This window comes from Cupriavidus sp. 10L45 (assembly GCF_056395225.1).
In genome coordinates, this window is sequence record NZ_JBFTJC010000004.1 from 336,253 (window position 1) to 354,695 (window position 18,443).

General features: G+C 66.5%; 20 protein-coding genes and 1 pseudogene. 9 read left to right on the top strand and 12 right to left on the bottom strand.

Going from position 1 to position 18,443, the window contains the following annotated elements; genetic code table 11:
• Positions 1-41: 41 nt before the first annotated feature.
• Together AC1DFU_RS09580 and AC1DFU_RS09585 are read right to left on the bottom strand one after the other, a co-directional pair.
• Positions 42-884 (bottom strand): IclR family transcriptional regulator, encoded by an 843-nt coding sequence (locus tag AC1DFU_RS09580; RefSeq protein WP_092294552.1) that lies wholly within the window; start codon positions 882-884, stop codon positions 42-44.
• Between the two features lie 148 nt (positions 885-1,032).
• Positions 1,033-1,884: a LysR substrate-binding domain-containing protein gene (locus tag AC1DFU_RS09585; protein ID WP_441592829.1), complete on the bottom strand. Its 852-nt coding sequence runs from the start codon at positions 1,882-1,884 to the stop codon at positions 1,033-1,035.
• Positions 1,885-1,981: 97 nt separating this feature from the next.
• Here AC1DFU_RS09585 and AC1DFU_RS09590 point away from each other — a divergent pair, with 97 nt between their 5' ends.
• Positions 1,982-2,602 carry a LysE family translocator gene (locus AC1DFU_RS09590; protein ID WP_177219912.1) on the top strand — a complete coding sequence of 207 codons (621 nt, stop codon included), beginning with the start codon at positions 1,982-1,984 and terminating at the stop codon, positions 2,600-2,602.
• 24 nt (positions 2,603-2,626) lie between these two features.
• Here AC1DFU_RS09590 and AC1DFU_RS09595 read toward each other — a convergent pair.
• The 5 genes and pseudogenes from AC1DFU_RS09595 to AC1DFU_RS09615 all read right to left on the bottom strand — a co-directional run.
• Positions 2,627-2,980: pseudogene (locus AC1DFU_RS09595) on the bottom strand (YciI family protein); the annotation flags it as partial.
• The gene (locus AC1DFU_RS09600; RefSeq protein ID WP_441592849.1) at positions 2,959-3,177 is read right to left on the bottom strand and encodes an isochorismatase family protein; all 219 of its coding nucleotides are present in this window, start codon (positions 3,175-3,177) and stop codon (positions 2,959-2,961) included. The gene AC1DFU_RS09600 and the pseudogene AC1DFU_RS09595, both read right to left, overlap by 22 nt.
• A complete protein-coding gene (locus AC1DFU_RS09605) occupies positions 3,116-3,262 on the bottom strand; it encodes a hypothetical protein (RefSeq protein ID WP_441592851.1) in 147 nt (48 codons plus the stop codon). Before AC1DFU_RS09605 ends, AC1DFU_RS09600 begins: the two co-directional genes overlap by 62 nt.
• Positions 3,263-3,276: 14 nt before the next feature.
• Complete coding sequence (locus AC1DFU_RS09610; protein ID WP_441592830.1) at positions 3,277-4,161, bottom strand: isocitrate lyase/PEP mutase family protein; 885 nt, start codon at positions 4,159-4,161, stop codon at positions 3,277-3,279.
• Positions 4,158-4,346 (bottom strand): hypothetical protein, encoded by a 189-nt coding sequence (locus AC1DFU_RS09615; protein WP_177219911.1) that lies wholly within the window; start codon positions 4,344-4,346, stop codon positions 4,158-4,160. The genes AC1DFU_RS09610 and AC1DFU_RS09615 overlap by 4 nt, the downstream gene beginning before the upstream one ends.
• A gap of 219 nt (positions 4,347-4,565) precedes the next feature.
• Between AC1DFU_RS09615 and AC1DFU_RS09620 the strand changes: the two genes are divergently transcribed.
• Both AC1DFU_RS09620 and AC1DFU_RS09625 read left to right on the top strand, forming a co-directional pair.
• Positions 4,566-4,874: a hypothetical protein gene (locus AC1DFU_RS09620; protein WP_441592831.1), complete on the top strand. Its 309-nt coding sequence runs from the start codon at positions 4,566-4,568 to the stop codon at positions 4,872-4,874.
• 53 nt (positions 4,875-4,927) lie between these two features.
• Positions 4,928-7,123 carry a phosphocholine-specific phospholipase C gene (locus tag AC1DFU_RS09625; protein ID WP_441592832.1) on the top strand — a complete coding sequence of 732 codons (2,196 nt, stop codon included), beginning with the start codon at positions 4,928-4,930 and terminating at the stop codon, positions 7,121-7,123.
• A gap of 27 nt (positions 7,124-7,150) precedes the next feature.
• Here AC1DFU_RS09625 and AC1DFU_RS09630 read toward each other — a convergent pair whose 3' ends face one another.
• The gene (locus AC1DFU_RS09630) at positions 7,151-8,149 is read right to left on the bottom strand and encodes a LysR family transcriptional regulator (protein ID WP_441592833.1); all 999 of its coding nucleotides are present in this window, start codon (positions 8,147-8,149) and stop codon (positions 7,151-7,153) included.
• A 90-nt stretch (positions 8,150-8,239) separates the two neighbouring features.
• Here AC1DFU_RS09630 and AC1DFU_RS09635 point away from each other — a divergent pair, with 90 nt between their 5' ends.
• The 4 genes from AC1DFU_RS09635 (at position 8,240) to AC1DFU_RS09650 (ending at position 11,793) form a co-directional block, all read left to right on the top strand.
• Entirely contained in the window at positions 8,240-9,373 is a 1,134-nt protein-coding gene (locus AC1DFU_RS09635) for a DSD1 family PLP-dependent enzyme (RefSeq protein ID WP_441592834.1), read from the top strand.
• A gap of 61 nt (positions 9,374-9,434) precedes the next feature.
• Positions 9,435-10,334, top strand: a complete 900-nt coding sequence (locus AC1DFU_RS09640; protein WP_441592835.1) for a helix-turn-helix domain-containing protein — start codon at positions 9,435-9,437, stop codon at positions 10,332-10,334.
• 122 nt (positions 10,335-10,456) lie between these two features.
• Positions 10,457-11,431: a Bug family tripartite tricarboxylate transporter substrate binding protein gene (locus AC1DFU_RS09645; protein ID WP_092294532.1), complete on the top strand. Its 975-nt coding sequence runs from the start codon at positions 10,457-10,459 to the stop codon at positions 11,429-11,431.
• Between the two features lie 44 nt (positions 11,432-11,475).
• Positions 11,476-11,793: an NIPSNAP family protein gene (locus tag AC1DFU_RS09650; protein ID WP_441592836.1), complete on the top strand. Its 318-nt coding sequence runs from the start codon at positions 11,476-11,478 to the stop codon at positions 11,791-11,793.
• Positions 11,794-11,807: 14 nt separating this feature from the next.
• Here the strand turns inward: AC1DFU_RS09650 and AC1DFU_RS09655 are convergent, their stop codons facing one another.
• The 4 genes from AC1DFU_RS09655 to AC1DFU_RS09670 form a co-directional block, all read right to left on the bottom strand.
• A complete protein-coding gene (locus AC1DFU_RS09655; protein WP_441592837.1) occupies positions 11,808-13,427 on the bottom strand; it encodes a carboxylesterase/lipase family protein in 1,620 nt (539 codons plus the stop codon).
• 65 nt (positions 13,428-13,492) lie between these two features.
• Complete coding sequence (locus AC1DFU_RS09660; protein WP_441592838.1) at positions 13,493-14,251, bottom strand: enoyl-CoA hydratase/isomerase family protein; 759 nt, start codon at positions 14,249-14,251, stop codon at positions 13,493-13,495.
• Positions 14,252-14,267: 16 nt separating this feature from the next.
• Positions 14,268-15,020 (bottom strand): glutathione S-transferase family protein, encoded by a 753-nt coding sequence (locus AC1DFU_RS09665; protein WP_441592839.1) that lies wholly within the window; start codon positions 15,018-15,020, stop codon positions 14,268-14,270.
• Positions 15,021-15,035: 15 nt separating this feature from the next.
• Complete coding sequence (locus tag AC1DFU_RS09670) at positions 15,036-16,016, bottom strand: quinone oxidoreductase family protein (RefSeq protein ID WP_441592840.1); 981 nt, start codon at positions 16,014-16,016, stop codon at positions 15,036-15,038.
• A 192-nt stretch (positions 16,017-16,208) separates the two neighbouring features.
• Between AC1DFU_RS09670 and AC1DFU_RS09675 the strand changes: the two genes are divergently transcribed.
• Positions 16,209-17,399: a CaiB/BaiF CoA transferase family protein gene (locus AC1DFU_RS09675; protein WP_092294522.1), complete on the top strand. Its 1,191-nt coding sequence runs from the start codon at positions 16,209-16,211 to the stop codon at positions 17,397-17,399.
• A gap of 43 nt (positions 17,400-17,442) precedes the next feature.
• A complete protein-coding gene (locus AC1DFU_RS09680) occupies positions 17,443-18,426 on the top strand; it encodes a Bug family tripartite tricarboxylate transporter substrate binding protein (protein WP_369823418.1) in 984 nt (327 codons plus the stop codon).
• Positions 18,427-18,443: the final 17 nt, after the last annotated feature.

Consider the following 18,443-nt stretch of genomic DNA (forward strand, 5'->3'; position numbering starts at 1 on the left):
CTCTTGGTGTTCGAATGTTCGAGCGTTCGCGTGTTCGGTCGTCAGGCCGCCTGCCAGAGCCGTGCGGCCAGCGTATCGGCCAGTTCGCGGATGCGCGGGCCGAGATTGGTTTCGAGAATTTCGGGCGAAAGACGCGTGGACGCCCCGCCGATATTGATCGACAGTACCTCCGCGCCATCCTGCAGGCGCACCGGCGCGGCCACGCCGCTGACCGTGCGGTCCCACTCCGCATGGGCCAGGCAGAAGCCGCGCCGCGCGTGGTCGCGCAAGGCGCGATCCAGCTTGGCGCGCAGACCCGGCCAGCGCGGGCCGTGGTGCCGCTCCAGTTCCGCCAGCACCGCCGTGCGGCGTGCCGGGGCCAGCCCGGCCAGCCACGCACGCCCGATGGCGGACGTGGCCATGGGCAGCCGCGAGCCCGGCGTCAGGCGCATAACCAGCGCGCCGCGCGGCTGGCAGACTTCCAGGTACAGCATGTCGTGGCGGTCCGGGGCCGCCAGCGCCACGGTGCAGTCGGTCGCGAAGGCCAGCGACTGCATCAGCGGCTGGGCAATGTCACGGATGCCTGCGCCGGAAAGGTAACGCTGTCCGGGCAGCATCGCGCCCTGCCCGATGCGGTACTTCTCCTGTCCCTCCACATAGACCAGATAGCCGAGACTCGCCAGCGTGTAGGTCAGCCGCGACACCGTGGGACGCGGAATGCCGGTCCGGCGCGACAGCTCCGCATTCCCGAGGAAATCGTCATTCGGGCCGAACGCGCGCAGCAGCTCCAGCCCGCGCGCCAGCGCCGTCACGAAATTGCGGTCCTCGCCGTCAGCGGGATGGGCCGCGTCGCCGGACAGGAGTCCGGCATCGGCCGGTTGCGGAATCGAGGTGGTGCGCTTCATGGCAGATTCATAACAGTTTCCGCGCGGCGGCACGCCCGCTATGCAGCGAAAACATGTGACCCGGAAACGGCGCTTATGACAACCGGACAGTCAACGCGACGTGTCTTATAGATAGCTTTTAGCTGAGTGATTACGCGTTCCAGACCCCTCACCCCTTCAAATTAGCCAGCAACTGTTCGGCCAGGAAATCGCATGGCGGGCGGGCGGAGCCGGCGCTTCGGGCGAGGATCACTTCGAGCGGCGGCAGTTCCGGCAGCCCTTCCGCCGCCCCGAGGGCATCTAGCTGCGCCGGGATGCTGCAACGGGCGAGCGGGGCGACGGCCAGGCCGGCGTCGACCATGCTGATCAGGCCAAGCAGGCTCGGGCTCTCGTAGGACATGCGAAACGGGATGCCGGCCTGCTGCAGCGCGTGGATGGCGCTGGCGCGCCCCGCGCTGCCCTGCGGAAAGACGGCGATCGGCAATGGCCGCTCCTTCCAGATCTGGGTTGCCCCTCGCGCGGCCACCCAGTCCATCGGCTCATATCGGAGGAACTCGCCGCTCACGCCATGCGACCTGGTCATGCAGGCGAGGTCGAGCGTGTTGTCCTTCAGGAGGGGAACCAGCGCGTGGCTGGGCATGCCGATGACGCGGATCTCCACGCGCGGATGGGCGGCTGCGAACTTGCGCAGGACGGAAGGCAGCAGGGACGACGCGTAGTCGTCCGGCACGCCAATCGTCACGCGGCCGCGAATCTCCGGCCGCACCACCGCCGACCAGGCCTCCTCGCGCAGGGCCAGCATCTGCCGGCCGTAGTCGGTGAGCATCCGGCCGTCGTCGGTCAGCGCGACGTTGCGGGTATTCCGCACGAACAGCGGCTTGCCCAGGACATCCTCGATCGCCTTGATCTGCATGCTGACGGCCGAGGGCGAGCGGTGCAGCGCCTCCGCCGCGCGAGCGAAGGAGCCCGCATCCGCCACGGCAACGATCATTTCCAGCACATCGAGGTCGAGCTTGCGCATGCGATTCAGATAATCTGATGAATCGCTTCAGTATATTCCGTTTTACTTAGGGATCGGTCCCCCCGACACTGTCTTCATCTCTCGGACGGTGGCAGACATGAAAGCAATGGTGGATTTCCTGGTGGTGGGCGGGCTGCTCGCCGTGACCCCGGGGCCGAACATGGTCTATGTGATGGCGCGCTCGATTTCGCAAGGCACCCGGGCGGGCCTGATCTCGCTGGCGGGCGTCATGCTCGGTTATCTCTCGTACATGTTCGGCGCGGCCTTTGGCATCAGCGCGCTGTTCCTGGCGATACCCGGCGCCGCGCGCCTGCTGACGCTGTTCGGCAGCGGCTATCTGCTTTACATGGCGTGGCGGATCCTGCGCCCCGGCGGCCGTTCCCCGCTCCAGGTGGCGCAGGCGGATGCGCAGCCGACACGCAGGCTGCTGGCGATGGGGGCCGTGACCAGCCTGCTCAACCCCAAGCTCGCCCTGGTCTTCATCTCCGTGCTGCCGCAATTCATCGACTACCAGGCCGGCGACGTGCTGAGGCAATCGCTCACGCTGGGATTGGCGCTCACGGCCGCCTTTGCCTCGGTGAATGCCTGCGTGGCGATTGCTTCGGGAAGTGCGGCCACGGCGATGGCCGGCCGTCCGGGCCTGCTCACCGCCCAGCGCTGGATCGTTGGCGTGTTGCTGGTTGGCCTGGGCGTGAAGCTGGGCGTCCAGGCCTGGTAGGCAGCCGCACTCAGCCCCTCATTCGAAATCCGACATCTCGTACAGCGGCCGGATTTCGATCTCGCTCGGCCCTGGCATGGGGTTGGGGCAGCGTTTCACCCAGGCGACGGCTTCGTCCATGTCCTTGACTTCCCAGAGCCAGAAGCCGGCCACCAGTTCACGGGTCTGGGCGAACGGTCCGTCGATGACCGTACGACCGGCACCATCGAACGCCACACGCCTGCCGTGCGACGAGGGCTTGAGGCCATCGGCCGCGCGCAGGATGCCGGCCTTTGCCAGCTCCTCGTTGAACCTGTGCATCGCCTCGAACATCTCGGTTTTGGGCAGGTCGCCCCTTTCGCTGTCTTCGGTCGCTTTCACCAACACCATGACACGCATCGTCTGTCTCCTTGTCTTTCGATTTCACGGCGCCACGGCCTGCCCGTGGCGCAGCCCATCTTCAGCCCGTGGCCGTGGTCTTCGTCGCTGCGCGCCCCGCAGGCGTCCTGGATGACGATGACCTGATAGTCCCGGTCATGCGCGTCGCGCGCGGTGGACTCCACCGACGTTGCGCAGCAGGTCTTGCGAACGCGCATGGGCTGCGGTGCCGCCGCCGGCAAGCTTGCCTTGGGCATCCACAATGTCATTGATCAGGTCGAGCACGAGCAAGGCGGTTCTCATGATGGCTCCCGTGCTCAGTCGTCGCTCTTGTACCGGGCGTCAAGCTCGTCGTAGAGCGGCTTCCTGACCAGGCGCTGGCGCTCGCTGAACGGTGCCACGATCGCGGGGTCCTCGTTCATCTGGCCGTTCGACTGCAACTGGCCCAGTGCCTGCTGCATGCCGCGTACCGCGCCCTGCAGCGCCGCGTTCGCGTAGAGGACCAGCCCGTAGCCGAGCCGCTGAAGCGCGTCTCGATCCTGAACGGGCGTCTTGCCGCCGATGACGATATTGATCAGCAACGGAATCTGGAAGAGTCCGGGCAGGCGCTCGATGTCGGGCAAGTCTTCAATCGCCTCGAGAAACAGGATATCGGCGCCCGCCTCCGCAAAGCGGTGCCCCCGGTCGATGGCGTCCTCGACGCCGTGCACCGCCGCAGCGTCCGTACGGGCGATGATCTGGAACGCGTCATCCTGCCGGGCGTCGGCCGCCGCGCGGATCTTGGCGACCATCTCGCTCGTGCTGACGACGTGCTTGCCCGCGAAATGCCCGCATTTCTTGGGCATCACCTGATCCTCGAGCTGGATCGCATCCGCCCCGGCGCGCTCGAGCGTACGCACCGCGTGCTGAACATTCAGTGCGTTGCCAAACCCTGTATCGGCATCGACGATCATCGGCAACGCCACGGCATCCCGGATGCGCGCGGTATGTTCGGCGATGTCGCTCAGGCCGATGAAGCCAAGGTCAGGCAGGCCGAATGACATGTTGGTGACGCCCGCGCCGGTCAGGTAGACCGCCTGGAAGCCCAGGTCCTCGATCACGCGCGCACTCATGGCGTTGAACGCGCCGGGCACCAGCAGCGCCTGTTTCGCCGCCACCTGTTTTCGGAATGCCTGTCGGCGGGAGGATGAAAGGGAGGTCATGGTGTCTCCGGTAGTGAGGTTCGATCGCCAGCCGGCAGATAGCGCTGCGACCACGCTTCAATCAGGTTCGCCGCGTAGGCCGCCGACGCCCGGTCCTGCAACAGATGATCGGCGCCATCGAGCGACACATAGCTCTTCGGCTGCGCCGCCGCGGTGAAGATATCGAGACCGTTCTGCACGCCCACGGTAATCGCATCACGGTATCACCGTTGGCGTTCAAGTCCCCGACGAATGCCAGTAAATGCCCTCCCCGCCACCTGCCTCCAACCCCAAAAAGTGACATTCATTTGAAATGTCTTTACTTTCAAACGGTCGCTTCGTATGGATTTGGTCACATCATTGACATATCAAGAAGACAGACTCCACGTCTCGCCCACCGGCACCCCACCTGAGTAGGGTGATCCTTGTCCATCAAGACATTGGCAGACAAAGGCGGCGTGGAATCCGTACGGAATGCGGGCGATTGCGACCCGATCCGTCACCTGAACTTCTCTGACCTAGAACCCATGACAACCACAAAACCTGTTCATTCGCGCATATACAGGCCGGTGCTCGGTGCCGGTGCACTGTGTCTGGCCCTGCTGTTGAGCGCCTGCGGCGGCGACGACAACAACACCCCGCCGCCCGCCCCGGGTGGCGGCGACGGTGGCAACGGCGGCCCCGGCACCACGCCCGCTGCCTGCACCACGGCGCACTGCGCGCCCGCTCCCTGACCGCTAACCCCGCGCCGCCCGCGCCCTCCCCATCCAACCGACACCGACCCGGCATGACATTCAACCCGTCCAAGCGCAGCTTCCTGCGCAACACGCTCGGCACCGCGGCTGCGGCTGCCACGCTCGCATCGTTCCCGCCCAGCATCCGCCGCGCCCTGGCCATCGAGGCGAACAACGCCACTGGCACGATCCAGGACGTCAAGCACGTGGTGCTGCTGATGCTCGAGAACCGCTCCTTCGACAGCTATTTCGGCACGTTCAAGGGCGTGCGCGGCTACGGCGACCGCTTCGCGATCCCTCTGGCGAACGGCAAGAACGCGTTCTTCCAGACCGACGCCACGAACAACACGATCACGCCCTATCGGCTTGACGCCACGCTGGGCAACGCGCAGCGCGCGGGCAGCACCCCGCATACCTGGCCCGATGGGCAGGCGGCGTGGGACCACGGGCGCATGAATCGCTGGCCCGTGGCCAAGAACCGGCTGTCGATGTCGTACTACGACACCGCCGAGGTGCCGTTCCAGCGCGCGCTGGCCGATGCGTTCACGCTGTGCGACGCCTACCACTGCTCGATGCACACCGGCACGATCCCGAACCGCCTGTTCTACTGGACCGGCACGAACGGCCCGAGCGGCGCCAACGTGGCGGCCATGGTCAACGAGTTCAATGGCGGCAATGACGTGGGACCGTCGACCCAGGGCTGGACGTGGAAGACCTACGCCGACCGCCTGGTGGATGCGGGGGTGAGCTGGAAGGTGTATCAGAGCCTGGCCGACAACTACGGCTGCAACGAGATGATGAGCTTCCAGCACTGGCGCACGGCGATGGAGTCGATGCCGGTGGCACGGCGCCCGGTGGCGCTGCCCGGCACCTCGCCCGCCTACGATCCGACGATCGACGACGCGCTGAGCCCGCTCGCCAAGGGCTTTGGCAACACCATGCCCGACGGCCTGCTCCAGTCCTTCCGTGACGACGTGCAGAACGGCACGCTGCCGGAAATCTCGTGGATCATCCCGCCGTCGCTCTATAGCGAACACCCGGGGCCGTCGAGCCCGGCGCAGGGCGGCTGGTACGTGCAGCAGGTGCTGGACGCGCTGACCGCCAACCCCGAGGTCTTCAGCAAGACCGTGCTGCTGATCAACTACGACGAGAACGACGGCTTCTTCGACCACCTGCCGCCGCCCTCGGCCCCGTCGCGCAATGCCGATGCCACGCTCGCCGGCGGCAGCACGCTCAGCGATGCCGACATGGCCTTCGAGTATCACAACTACGCGCCCGCCACGACGAACCAGTCGGCCAGCGATGGCAAGCCTTACGGTCCGGGCCCGCGCGTGCCGATGTGGATCGTCTCGCCGTGGAGCCGCGGTGGTTTCGTCAACTCGCAGGTCTTCGACCATACGTCCACGCTGCTCTTCCTGGAAAAACGCTTCGGCGTGAAGGAGCCGCAGATCGGCGCCTATCGCCGCGCCGTGTGCGGTGACCTGACCTCGGCCTTCAACTTCGTCAGCCCGAACAAGGACGCCCTGCCGACGCTGGCGGGCCGCAGCACCAAGGTCACGGTCGACAACCTTGCGCTGACGCAAAAGGCTTCGGTCGCGATTCCCGTGCCGGCCACGCCCGTGTTGCCGCCGCAGGTGGCCGGCACGCGTCCCTCGCGCGCGCTGCCGTACGAGCTGCACACCACGTCCCGCATCGACGCCGGCGCCAAGACCGTCACGCTGATGTTCTCGAACACCGGAACGGCTGGCACGGTCTTCCACGTCTACGACAAGCTGCACCTCGACGCCATTCCGCGCCGCTACGTGGTGGAGGCGGGCAAGAGTCTGGACGGCCTGTGGAACGTGGCGGCCGACAACGGCAAGTACGATCTGTGGGTGCTGGGCCCGAACGGCTATCACCGCGAATTCGTGGGCGACCTGAACGAGCAGTCGGCTGCCGGCGGCACGGAAATCCAGGTCTGCTACGAACCGTGCGATCCGCCCGTGCTGCAGGTCAAGCTGTACAACCGCAGCGACAAGGCCTGCACGTTCAGCGCGAGCGCCAAGGCCTATCGCACGGACGGCCCGTGGGGCCAGAAGGTCGAGGCCGGCAAGGTGGGCGAGCTGACCTGGACGCTCGGTGACAGCGGCAACTGGTACGACTTCGAGATCAGTTGCGATCTGGCACCGTCGCTCCGCCGCCGTATCGCGGGCCGTATCGAGACCGGCAAGGATACGGTGAGCGATCCGGCCATGGCTCAGCTGTCGTAACCTGCCTTGGCTTGACCCGTCCGCCTTCTACGGCTGGCGGGTCATGCGCCACGGCGGCCTGGGCCCCAGCGCGTTGCGCAGCATCTCGACGAATCGTTGCGTGCGCATGGACGACTGGCGCGACTGCGGCACCAGCGCCATCACATCCGCATCGGGCAGCCGGTACGCTGGCAGCAGCGCCACCAGCCGCCCGGCGGCCAGTTCATCGGCCACATCCCATTCCGACCGCGCCATGATGCCCTTGCCGGTCAGGCACCAGTGATGAACCACGTCGCCATCATTGCTCTCCATCGTGGGACGCACCCGTACGGTCAGTTCCCGTGATCGCGCTGGGCGATGGTTCCTGTCGCCGTCGCCGTCGTCTTCGGCAAAGCGCCACAGCGTCACATCCTCGTCGTTCTCCCTGAGCACCAGGCAGGCGTGCCGTTCAAGGTCCGCCGGCGTCTCCAACGGCGGGGCCTTGGCGAGGTATTCGGGCGCGGCGCACAGGATGCGACGGTTCGGGGCAAGGCGATGCGCAATCCAGCGCGAATCCGGGATCGTGCCGATGCTGACCAGCACGTCGAAGGCATCGCGGCCATGCACGGGTTGGCGCGGCAGCATCAGGTTGTCCGACAGGTACAACTGCACCTCGAGATTAGGATGGGTGCTGTGAAACTGCGCCAACAGCGGTCCGAGGTAGCGGCGCCCGAAGCCAAACGGCCCGTGGACCTTCAGCTTGCCCGCCACAACCTGACTACGCTGCTGTAGCGCCTCTTCGATCACCTGCATCTGCTCCAGAACGCCAGTGGCGTGCTGCGCCAGGAGGTGTCCTTCGTGCGTCAGTTGCAGGCGCCGCGTGGTCCGCTGGGCCAGCCGGATCCCCAGGCGCGCCTCCAACTGGCTCAGCCGCTTGGTCACGGCCGGCGGCGTGACATTCTCTTCCCGGGCCAGGGCGGCCAGGCTCCCCAGACGGTCCAGCGCCAGGATGAACCGCAGATCCTCGATGTCCAGCTTCATTATTAACCTGTAGGTGAATGAAGCCATTCTATGGCATTAACCACCTGAGGGTCCGGCCCCTCTACACTGCAAGGCTCGAACCTCCAGCGCGTGCTGGCACTCGCATAACGGATTCCCATGAACTTGCAAGCACTTGAAACGCCGGTCCTCGTGCTGGACCGCCTGAAGATGGAGCGCAATATCGCGCGGCTGCGAGACCGCCTTGCGCCCTTCGGCGTCACGCTGCGACCACACGCCAAGACCAACAAGTCCGCCGACGTCGCGTCTCGCATCGGCGCACCGGGCACGCCCATCACCGTGTCAACGTTGAAGGAAGCAGGCTACTTCCTCGACCACGGCTGGCGCGACATCCTGTACGCAGTGGGCATCGTGCCGTCCAAGCTGCCCCATGTCGAAGACCTTCTGCGACGCGGCGCCGCGCTGACGCTGTTGCTGGACAACGTCGAGGCCGCCCACGCACTCGCCGACTGGTGTCGCGAACGCGCCCTGAACGTGCCGGTGTTGATCGAGATCGATACCGACGGGCACCGCTCGGGCGTCAAGCCGGCGGACCCGGCATTGCTCGATATCGCCGCCGCACTGGGCAAGGACGAAGGCACGGGCGCCTGGCTCGCGGGCGTGCTCACCCATGCGGGCGATTCCTACAATTGCCGTTCGGCCGAGGCCATCGAAGCCGTCGCCGAGCAGGAGCGCGCCGGCGCGGTCCAGGCGGCGGAACGGCTGCGCGCCGCCGGTTACCGGGCGCCGGTGGTGAGCGTCGGCAGCACGCCTACCGCGCATTTCGCCCGCTCGCTCGAAGGTGTGACGGAGGTCCGGGCCGGCGTGTTCGTGTTCTTCGATCTGGTGATGCACGGCATCGGGGTCTGCAACGTGGATGACATCGCCCTGTCGGTGTTGTGCACGGTGATCGGCCACCAGCGCGAGAAAGGCTGGCTGATCACGGACGCGGGATGGATGGCGATGTCGCGCGACCGTGGCACCGCGAAGCAGCCGATCGACCAGGGCTACGGGCTGGTGTGCGATATCGACGGCAAGCCGCTGCCGGATCTGGTGATGGTCGATGCCAACCAGGAGCATGGCATCGTCAGCCATCGCACGGATCCGTCCGCCACGCCGATGCTGCCGGTCGGCACGCTGTTGCGCGTGCTGCCCAATCACGCGTGCGCCACTGGGGCGCAGCATGGCGCCTACACGGTCGTCGCGGGCAGCACTGTGGTGGAAGCGCAATGGCCTCGTTTCGGGGGATGGTGAGCACGGTTTTGCGATAGCATGGCGCCGGTAACCAGGATCAGAAACACAAGGAGACCCGCGCTTGCCCGAAGCCCTCCCCGCCAGCCCCGCCGGCGAGATTCCCACCTTCGAGACATCGGATTTCGCGGGCGATGGGTCGTTCTACTTCGACCTCGTACGGCTGCAGGACCGCGACGACATCCCGCGCGGCTTCCTGCATCGGCACAACTACTATCACCTGCTCTGGATGACCCGGGCGAGCGGCACGCACATGCTCGACTTCGCGCATTTCGACGTGCGCGACCACTCGGTGTTCTTCCTCTCGCCCGGGCAGGTGCATGCCTGGACGTCATCCGTGAAGCCGCACGGCTACGTGCTGAACTTCAGCACTGACTTCTTCGCCCGGATGTTTCCGCGCGCCGACGACGCCGCGAAATTCCCGTTCTACCACCCCACGCGCACCCAGAGCGCGCTCTATCTCACGCCGGACCAGCATGACGGCCTGCTGCCATTGCTCGACGAGATGGAGCAGGAGGCGCGGAATCGCCAGCCCGGCTTCCCGGACGTGGTGCAGGCCTGCCTGCTGATCCTGCTCACGCGCCTGCGCCGCCTGTGCCCCGAGAACGAGCCCGCCGGCGGCGTTGGCCCGCATCAGGCCCTCACGCGCCGCTTCACGATGCTGGTGGAAACCCACTACCTGCGCTTCGGCACGATCGGCCAGTACGCCGAGGCGCTCTGCGTGAGCGAGCGCCAGCTCAACGAGGCAGTCAAGCGCACCCTGGCGCGCACCGCCAGCCAGGTGGTACAGGAACGCGTGGTGCTGGAAGCCAAGCGCTGGCTCAGCAACACCGAAACCGGCATCGCCGAGATCGCGTTCCGGCTCAATATCGAGGATCCGGCCTACTTCGCGCGCTTCTTCAAGAAGCAGACCGGCCTCACGCCGGGCGATTTCCGCAGGAAGCACTGCCGTCCGCTCGACTAACGCGCGAAAAAGTCCAACTCAACGTCTGATCCGTCCTAACACTGCCGCCACGCGCGTGCGTACAGTGCTCCTCATGGTGCATCCATAAGCACCAAAAAGTACCAAAAGCACAGGAGACAGACATGTACCGAGTCATCGCCCCGTTGCGGGGCCTTGCCGTGGCCGCCGTATTGGCCGTTATCCCCTTCAGCGCGATGGCGGAATACCCCGATCATCCCCTGCGCATCATCGTGCCGTTCGCCGCTGGCGGCGCCACCGACGTGATCGCGCGCACCGTGGCGCAGGCCATGTCGGCCCGGCTCGGGCAGTCGGTCGTGGTGGAGAACAAGGCCGGCGCCAATGGCAATATCGGCGCCGTCTCGGCCGCACGCGCGGACGCCGACGGCTACACGCTGCTGATGGCCACGTCGAGCCATGCCATCAACGCATCGCTCTACCAGAAGCTCAACTACAGTCTCACGCGGGATTTCGTAGGGTTGTCGAACCTGGCGTCCGTCCCCCTGCTGCTGGTGGTGAATCCGACCGTACCGGTCAATTCGGCGGCCGAACTCGCCGCCTACGCCAAGTCCAACGCCGGCCGTGTCAATTACGCGTCGGGCGGCACCGGCACCGCCTCCCATCTGGCCGGCGAGCAGTTCAGCACGCTGGCTGGTACGAAGATGACGCACGTGGCCTACAAGGGCGGGGCGCAGGCGCTCAATGACGTGATGGGTGGCCAGGTGCAGGTCATGTTCGCCAACCTGCCCGAAGTCCTCGCGCAAGTGCAGAGCGGCAAGCTCAAGGCACTGGCGGTGACGGGCAACAAGCGCCACGCCGCCCTGCCCGACGTGCCCGCCTTCTCCGAAACGCCGTTCCAGGGCATGACCGCGCGCTCGTGGTTCGGCCTGTTCGCACCGGCCGGCACGCCGAAAGCTGCCGTCGAGAAGCTCTCGCAGGCCATCGTCCAGAGCGTGGCCGACCCCGCCGTCAAGGATCGGCTGAAAGGGCTGGGCGCCGACCCGGTCGGGGACGATCAACCCGCATTTCAGAAATACGTGAATCAGGAAGTGGCGCGCTGGGCCGTGCTGGTCAAGCAGTCCGGCGCCACCGTCGATTGACGCCACGCATCGCCATCGCCATCGCTATCCCTGGAGGAAACCCCATGCTGTACGACGTTCGCACCTACACCTGCCGCCCCGGCACGATCAAGAAACACCTGGCGCTGTATGCCGAGCACGGCTACGAGACCCAGAGCCGCCATCTGGGCAAGCCGCTGGCCTATATGCAAACCGAGACCGGCAATGTGAACAGCTACACGCACATCTGGGTCTATGAAGGCGCGGCCGACCGCGAGGCCAAGCGCCAGGCGCTGCAGAAGGATCCGGCCTGGGGCGAGTACCTGAAGATAAGCGCCGACGCCGCCTACCTGATCAGCCAGGAAAACCGGCTGATGACGCCGGTGTCGTTCTTCAAGCCCTAGCCGGCACGGGTGGCCTACAGCCGCCCGGCCCAGTACTCCCGGAACGCCCGGCGAGGATCCTCCTGCGCGCGGGTGCCGGAGGCCTCGCCATCGAATACCAACGTGGTGCGCCGCGTAGCCGAATACGCTGGCCATTGCGGGGTCTTGGCATTGGCGGGGTCGCCCGTCGCGGCGAAGCTGACCCAGGCGCTGGCCAGTTGATCGGCCAGACGCAGGCTGGTGTCGCTCGGCCCGTTCAGCCCCATGCGGATGTCGTGCAGACTCGGTCCGATATCGACGCCATGCGGCGCGCCATAGCGGCCGCCGTAAGCCGGGCTCGGCGTCTTCCACAGATATGTCCACACCGGCGCGCTGTTGCCACTGGCGTGCGCGGCGGCCTTGCGATCCGCCTGCAGCTGGGCGATGCGACGGAACGTCATGTCCGTATCGATCCGCGCCTGCAGCACGAACGGCGTGGCACGCGGATCCTCATCCCGATACATCGCCACCAGACGCGACGCGTCGTCGCCCACGCGCGTCTGCGCGAATCGCAGCAGCCCGGCATCGTCGAGATCGAAATTGATCTGGCGGTACGCGCGCTCGTCCAGCGTCGTGCTGATGATCATCGGCACCTGCGACGAGATGGCCGGCGCATCCGGATCGAACGGATGGCGGGGAATCGCCACACCGTCTATCGACGGCGCGAAGGCGCGTGGCGCCTCGCCCTTCAATCGGTCTGCGGCTTCGAAGCGCATTTGCGCCGCCAGCAGTTGCTCGAACGGCAGCGTATGCAGTCGGTCCACCGAGCCCTTGCCGATCTGGAGCGTGGACAGGTACTTGGCCGCGACCTCCGTGGACTGCGCCGCCGTCAGCACACGAATGCCCGAACCGCTCATGACGCCAGCGCGATGAAACAGCCCCTGCGCCGACGGCATCGCCATCAGCGTGCTGGTCTTGAGGCCGCCGCCCGACTGGCCAAACACCAGCACGCGCGCCGGATCCCCGCCGAACGACTCCACGTTCTCCCGCACCCAGCGCAGCGCCGCGACAATATCGAGCATGCCCACCGCGCCCGACTGCGCATAGCGCTCGCCGCCAACCTCGGCCAGGTTCAGGTAGCCAAACGAACCGAGCCGGTGATTGATGGTGATGAACACCACGTCGCCAAAGCGCGCCATCATCTCGCCGTCGAACTGCGGCGAGTTGCCCGATCCCGCATAGAACCCGCCGCCGTGCAGATGCACGAGCACCGGCCGCTTCGCGGCCTTTGCGGGCGATGGCGTCCACAGGTTCAGCACCAGGCAGTCTTCGCCCATGCCGCCCGGCTGCAGATCGTAGGCGATCAGGTCCGCGTAGGCACGGCGCCGGTCGGCCGGCATCTGCGGCGCGTAGTTGCCGTAGGCGGTGGCATCGCGCACGCCGCTCCACTTCGCCACCGGCTGCGGCGGCATGAAGCGGTTGGCACCGCCTGTGTCGGCGCCGTAGCGCAGGCCCTTGAACACGTGCACGCCCCCTGACCGCAGGCCCCGCACCTTGCCATCGGCGGTCTCGACCACCGAGAACACCGGATCTTCTGCCATCGCGCGCACGCTTCCCGTGACCGCACTCCCCGCCGTCAGCACGGCAGCCGACTTCAGCCACTGCCTGCGCGACATTCCCTTGTGCTCCATCGCCCCTCCCTTTCTTTTGGTCTTGTGTTTGTCTGCTGCGTGATGCGACCTTACTTGCCCGTAAAAGCTGGCTTGCGCTTTTCCTTCCACGCGAGCGCGCCTTCGCGGATGTCTTCCGATTGCGTCGCGCGCCGGATGTCCTCGGCAAGCGCCGCGGTGTCCAGGTCTCCGCGCGCGATCGCGTTCAGATGCCGCTTCATGCCCTGCACGGCAATGGGCGCCAGCCCGGCGATGGTCCCGGCCAACTGCGCCGCACGCTCGCGCAGTTGATCCGCGGGGAGCAGTTCGGTCAGGAACCCACACGCCAGCATCTCGGGTGCCTGGATCCGTTCAGCGGTCAGGAACAGGCGCTTGGCGGCATTCAGGCCCAGCCTCGTCACGTAGCGGCGCATGCCGCGCTCATAGAAATGCAGGCCCAGGCGCGCGGCTGGCATGAACATCTCCACGGCGTCGGTGCCGAGCCGGAAGTCGCACGCCAACGACAGGTCCGTGCCGCCGCCGTAGACGCCACCCTGGATTTCGGCGATGGTCACCGCGCGGCAATCCTCCATCGCATTGACCAGCGGCTCGAAGCCCGCGCCACGCTGGCCGGCGGCGAGCTTGCCGATATCGAAGCCGCTGCAGAAGTACTTGCCCGTGCTGCGCAGGATCAGCACGCGGACATCGCTGCCGTTCACGGTTTCAATGTGCTGCAGCAATGCCTGCAGATCGTCAGGGCCCAGCCGGTTGGCCACATCGGGGCGCTGCAGCGTCAGCGTGGCCACATGGGCGGCAATATCGAGCGTGGGAAGCGAACCTTCGGAAGCCATGCGTCAAATCTCCGGATCAAGAAAGGGTAGTCTCTCGCGCTCGCAGCGCGACGTCGAATCGTTCGATGCGCGCCTGCGCGAAGGCCGGACGCTGCTGCACGCGCTGCCACCAGTCGGCCACCGCCGGCATGCGGTCTGCCGCCATGGCCTCTGGCGCGAGTTCGGCAATCCGCGCGATAAACGGCACCGCGGCGATATCGGCCAGCGAATAGTGTGGGCCCATCAGCCAGGACCCGTTGTCGAGCATCGATGCCATCTTCGGCAGCAATGCCAGCAAGGCGTCGAGCGCCGCGCGCTTCTCCTCGTCCGAGTACGGCTTGCGTGCGATACGGCGCCAGGCTTCGCGCCGCTCCGGTGTCGGGATGCGCGCAAGCTTCCCCGCCAGATCCGCATCGCTCCATTGCGACGCCACGGGCTGCAGCGCGATGCTCCAGTTCAGGATCAGCAGGTTAGGCAGCAGCTTGTCGTCGGTCCAGCGGACGAAGTTGCGCATCGTGGCCCGCGCATACGGGTCGGCGGGGCGCAGCGGGGGATGCGGCAGGGCGTCGTCGAGGTATTCGCAGATCGTGCCGCTTTCGTACAGGAAACGGCCATCGTCCAGCACCAGCGCCGGCACCACGCCGTTCGGATTCATCGCCAGGAACGCTGGCGAATGGTGCTCCTGCGCGGCCAGATCGACAGGCACGCTCTCGTAATCGACGCCCTTCTCCGCCATACACAGCCGCACGCGGCGCGACGCGCTGGATAACCAGCCGTGGAACAGTCTCATGTGGGCGATCTCCGGTCAGGGAATCAGCACGGTGGCGCCTGTCGTGGCGCGGCCTTCGAGGCTGCGATGGGCCTCCCGGACGTCGGACAAGGCAAAGCGCTGCCCCACCTCCAATCGCAGGTGCCCTGCTTCCACCGCCGAGAAAAGCGCCAGCGCCGCGCGACGTAGCGACGCCGCATCGGCGATGAACGTACGCAGCGTCGGCCGCGACACGATCAGCGACTTCGCATGCAGCAGCTGCAGGTCGAATGCTTCCACGTCGCCGGACGCGGTGCCGTAGTTGATGGCCATCCCGCATGGCTTCAGGCATTGCAGCGATGGCACGAAGACGTCCTTGCCGACCGCGTCGTAGACGACGGCGACACCCTTGCCCTGTGTCAGCGCCATGACTTCCGCGACAAAATCCGTGCCGCGATAGCAGATCACGTGATGGCAGCCGTGGTCCAGCGCCACGCGGCGCTTGGCTTCGCTGCCCACGGTGCCGATCACTGTCGCGCCGAGCGAGCGCGCCCATTGCGACAGCAGCACGCCCATTCCGCCGGCCGCCGCGTGCACCAGCACCCCATCGCCGGGCTGCACCACATACAGCCGCCGCAACAGGTACTCGGCCGTCAGTCCCCGCAACAGGGTGGCGCCGGCCACCTCCTCGGAAATCGTGTTCGGCAGCGGCACGACGCGATCGGCCGGCACGTTGCGCGTGACCTGATACGCGCCCGGATACATGGCCGCCACGCGCTGCCCGACCACAACGCCCGACACCTCCCGCCCGACCGCCGTGACGATGCCCGCGCCGACCGATCCCAACGTGATGGGAAACGGCGTCGGCGTGTGCGGGCCATGGGCGCCGTTGCGCTGGTAGATGTCGGCGAAGTTCAGGCCGATGGCCGATTGCCGGATCTGGACTTCGGCGGCTGCGGGCGCAGCAACCGGCACTTCGTCGAGTTCGAGCACGTCGGCGTCGCCATGCTTTCTTATACGGACTGCGTTCGTATGCATACGGTCTGTGGTCTCCAAGCCGGCGGGAGGTATGCCCGGCTCCGCTGCAAAAAGTGGCCTATTGGCCGTAGGTGGGCCGGGGGAAGCGTAGCGCATGTGGGGTCAAGTCGCATCATGGTAAATCCGTATACGTATATTTATGCTGCCTATTCGTATACTTTACCGGCGATAACGAATTCTCGAAGAGGACCGATGACTCACGACGCACCGCTGTCCGGCTACACCGTCCTGGATCTTTCCATCGCCCGCGCCGGCCCGGTTGCCGTGCGGCTGCTGGCGGACTGGGGGGCGGATGTCATCCGCATCGAACCGCCACCGCCGCGCGACCGCGGCTCGGTCACCGGGCGCCGCCGGGGCTCGGACGAACAGAATCTGCATCGCAACAAGCGCAGCCTCTGCCTGGACCTGAAGACGCCCGAAGGGGCTGAGATCCTGGCCACGCTGGTGCGCCGCGCGGACGTGGTGGTGGAAAACTTCCGTTCCGTGGTGAAGGAGCGGCTGGGCCTGACCTATGAACGCCTGAGCGCGCTGAACCCGCGTGTGATCCTGGCCAGCATTTCCGGATTCGGGCAGGACGGCCCGTACTGCGAGCGCCCCGGGCTCGACCAGATCGTGCAGGGCATGTGCGGACTGAGTTCGGTGACCGGCATGCCCGGGGACGGTCCGCTACGCGTGGGTATCGCCATCTCGGACACCACGGCCGGCATGTTCCTGGGGCAAGGCATCCTGCTGGCGCTGCTGCAACGCGAGCGCACGGGACGCGGCCAATGGGTCCACACCTCGCTCATCGAGGCGATGCTGAACAAGCTCGATTTCCAGGGCGCACGCTACACGGTGGAAGGCGTGGTGCCCACGCAGCAAGGCAATGCGCACCCCACGCTGGCCCCGATGGGCACGTATCGATGCCAGGATGGCGTCGTCAACATCGCCGCCAGCACCGACCGCATGTGGACCCACTTCTGCCAGGCGCTCGGCGCGGATGCGCTGTTGGCCGATACCTCGCTGCACAGTGCCGCCGGGCGAAATGCACAGCGCGAGCGGGTCGACGCGGCAATCAACGATTGCACAGCCGCGTTCACCGCTGCGGAGCTGACGGACAGGCTCAACGCCGTCGGCGTGCCGTGCGGCCCGGTCTTCGATATCGGCCAGGCGTTCGAGGATCCGCAGGTCCAGCACCTGCGCATGACACGCCCCGCCGACCACCCCGAACTGGGACCGCTGGCGCTGCTGCGTTCGCCGATCAACCTCTCCGCCGCGCCGCATCCCGAGCGATTCTTCAGCGCGGCGCCCGACCCCGGTGCCCATACGGACGCCATCCTGCGCGACCTGGGCTACGACGATGCCCGCATCGGCCGATTGCGTGAAGCCAATATCGCGGCGTGACCGGCCGCACCCGACAAGCCAAAACAATAAGCGGAGACAAGCGATGAACCCTCGATACTTGCGCGCCAGGCGCGTACTCGCGATGGCGGCGCTGGCGGCAACGTTCGCCTCGCCCGCGCTCGCGGCCGACGACTACCCGAATCGCCCCATTCGCGTGCTGGTGGGCTACACGCCGGCCGGCGCGGCCGACTACGTGGCGCGCATCTTCGGCGAAGCCTTGTCCAAGCAACTCGGACAGACCATCGTCGTCGATAACAAGCCCGGTGCGGGCAGCACGCTGGCCTCCACCGCATTGGCCAGCGCCCCGCCGGACGGCTATACGCTGGCGTTGGCCACGGCCACGCTGTATGGCATCGACCAGCGGCTCTACAAGGCGCGCTACAAAGGGGAGGATTTCACGCCCATCACGCGCCTGACCGTCTCGCCGTTGATCCTGGCCGTCAACAAGAACCTGGGTGTCGCGGACGTCAAGGCGCTCGTGGCCAAGGCGAAGGCCGATGCGGGCGGCTTCAACTACTCGTCGTCCGGCATTGGCGGTTCGCCGCACGTGGCGGGGCTGCAGTTCGAGAAAGCCACGGGCGTGCGCATGACGCATGTGCCGTACAAGGGCGGCGCGCCGGCCTTGCAGGCCGTGGCAGCCGGTGAAGTGCAAATGTCATTCGGGACGGCCGCCTCGGTGTTGCCGATGGGCACGCAAGGTGTCGTGAAGATGATTGGGGTGACGACGCCGAAGCCGTCCGAAGTGGCGCCCGGCCTGCCATCGCTGGCCGAAACCGGGCTCCCGGGGTTCAACTTCACGTTCTGGTTCGGCCTCTATGGCCCGGCGGGCTTGCCCCCGGAGATTCGGGACAAGATCTTCGCGGCCACGCGCAAGGTCATGGCCGACCCGCAAATCCGCGCCAAGCTGGCCGCCAATGGCAGCGAAGTGTCGCTATCGGAATCGCCGGCGGAGTTCGGCGCGTGGGCCTCCGCCGATGGGCGCAATGCGCTGGAGCGTATCGTGCAGGCCGGCGTGAAGCTTGATTGACGAAGATCCGACGATGA

Coding starts and splice junctions, on each gene's coding strand:
- AC1DFU_RS09580 (WP_092294552.1), bottom strand. CDS start 884: ATGAAGCGCACCACCTCGATTCCGCAACCGGCCGATGCCGGACTCCTG.
- AC1DFU_RS09585 (WP_441592829.1), bottom strand. CDS start 1,884: ATGCGCAAGCTCGACCTCGATGTGCTGGAAATGATCGTTGCCGTGGCG.
- AC1DFU_RS09590 (WP_177219912.1), top strand. CDS start 1,982: ATGAAAGCAATGGTGGATTTCCTGGTGGTGGGCGGGCTGCTCGCCGTG.
- AC1DFU_RS09600 (WP_441592849.1), bottom strand. CDS start 3,177: ATGCGCGTTCGCAAGACCTGCTGCGCAACGTCGGTGGAGTCCACCGCG.
- AC1DFU_RS09605 (WP_441592851.1), bottom strand. CDS start 3,262: ATGAGAACCGCCTTGCTCGTGCTCGACCTGATCAATGACATTGTGGAT.
- AC1DFU_RS09610 (WP_441592830.1), bottom strand. CDS start 4,161: ATGACCTCCCTTTCATCCTCCCGCCGACAGGCATTCCGAAAACAGGTG.
- AC1DFU_RS09625 (WP_441592832.1), top strand. CDS start 4,928: ATGACATTCAACCCGTCCAAGCGCAGCTTCCTGCGCAACACGCTCGGC.
- AC1DFU_RS09630 (WP_441592833.1), bottom strand. CDS start 8,149: ATGGCTTCATTCACCTACAGGTTAATAATGAAGCTGGACATCGAGGAT.
- AC1DFU_RS09635 (WP_441592834.1), top strand. CDS start 8,240: ATGAACTTGCAAGCACTTGAAACGCCGGTCCTCGTGCTGGACCGCCTG.
- AC1DFU_RS09645 (WP_092294532.1), top strand. CDS start 10,457: ATGTACCGAGTCATCGCCCCGTTGCGGGGCCTTGCCGTGGCCGCCGTA.
- AC1DFU_RS09650 (WP_441592836.1), top strand. CDS start 11,476: ATGCTGTACGACGTTCGCACCTACACCTGCCGCCCCGGCACGATCAAG.
- AC1DFU_RS09655 (WP_441592837.1), bottom strand. CDS start 13,427: ATGTCGCGCAGGCAGTGGCTGAAGTCGGCTGCCGTGCTGACGGCGGGG.
- AC1DFU_RS09660 (WP_441592838.1), bottom strand. CDS start 14,251: ATGGCTTCCGAAGGTTCGCTTCCCACGCTCGATATTGCCGCCCATGTG.
- AC1DFU_RS09665 (WP_441592839.1), bottom strand. CDS start 15,020: ATGAGACTGTTCCACGGCTGGTTATCCAGCGCGTCGCGCCGCGTGCGG.
- AC1DFU_RS09670 (WP_441592840.1), bottom strand. CDS start 16,016: ATGCATACGAACGCAGTCCGTATAAGAAAGCATGGCGACGCCGACGTG.
- AC1DFU_RS09675 (WP_092294522.1), top strand. CDS start 16,209: ATGACTCACGACGCACCGCTGTCCGGCTACACCGTCCTGGATCTTTCC.
- AC1DFU_RS09680 (WP_369823418.1), top strand. CDS start 17,443: ATGAACCCTCGATACTTGCGCGCCAGGCGCGTACTCGCGATGGCGGCG.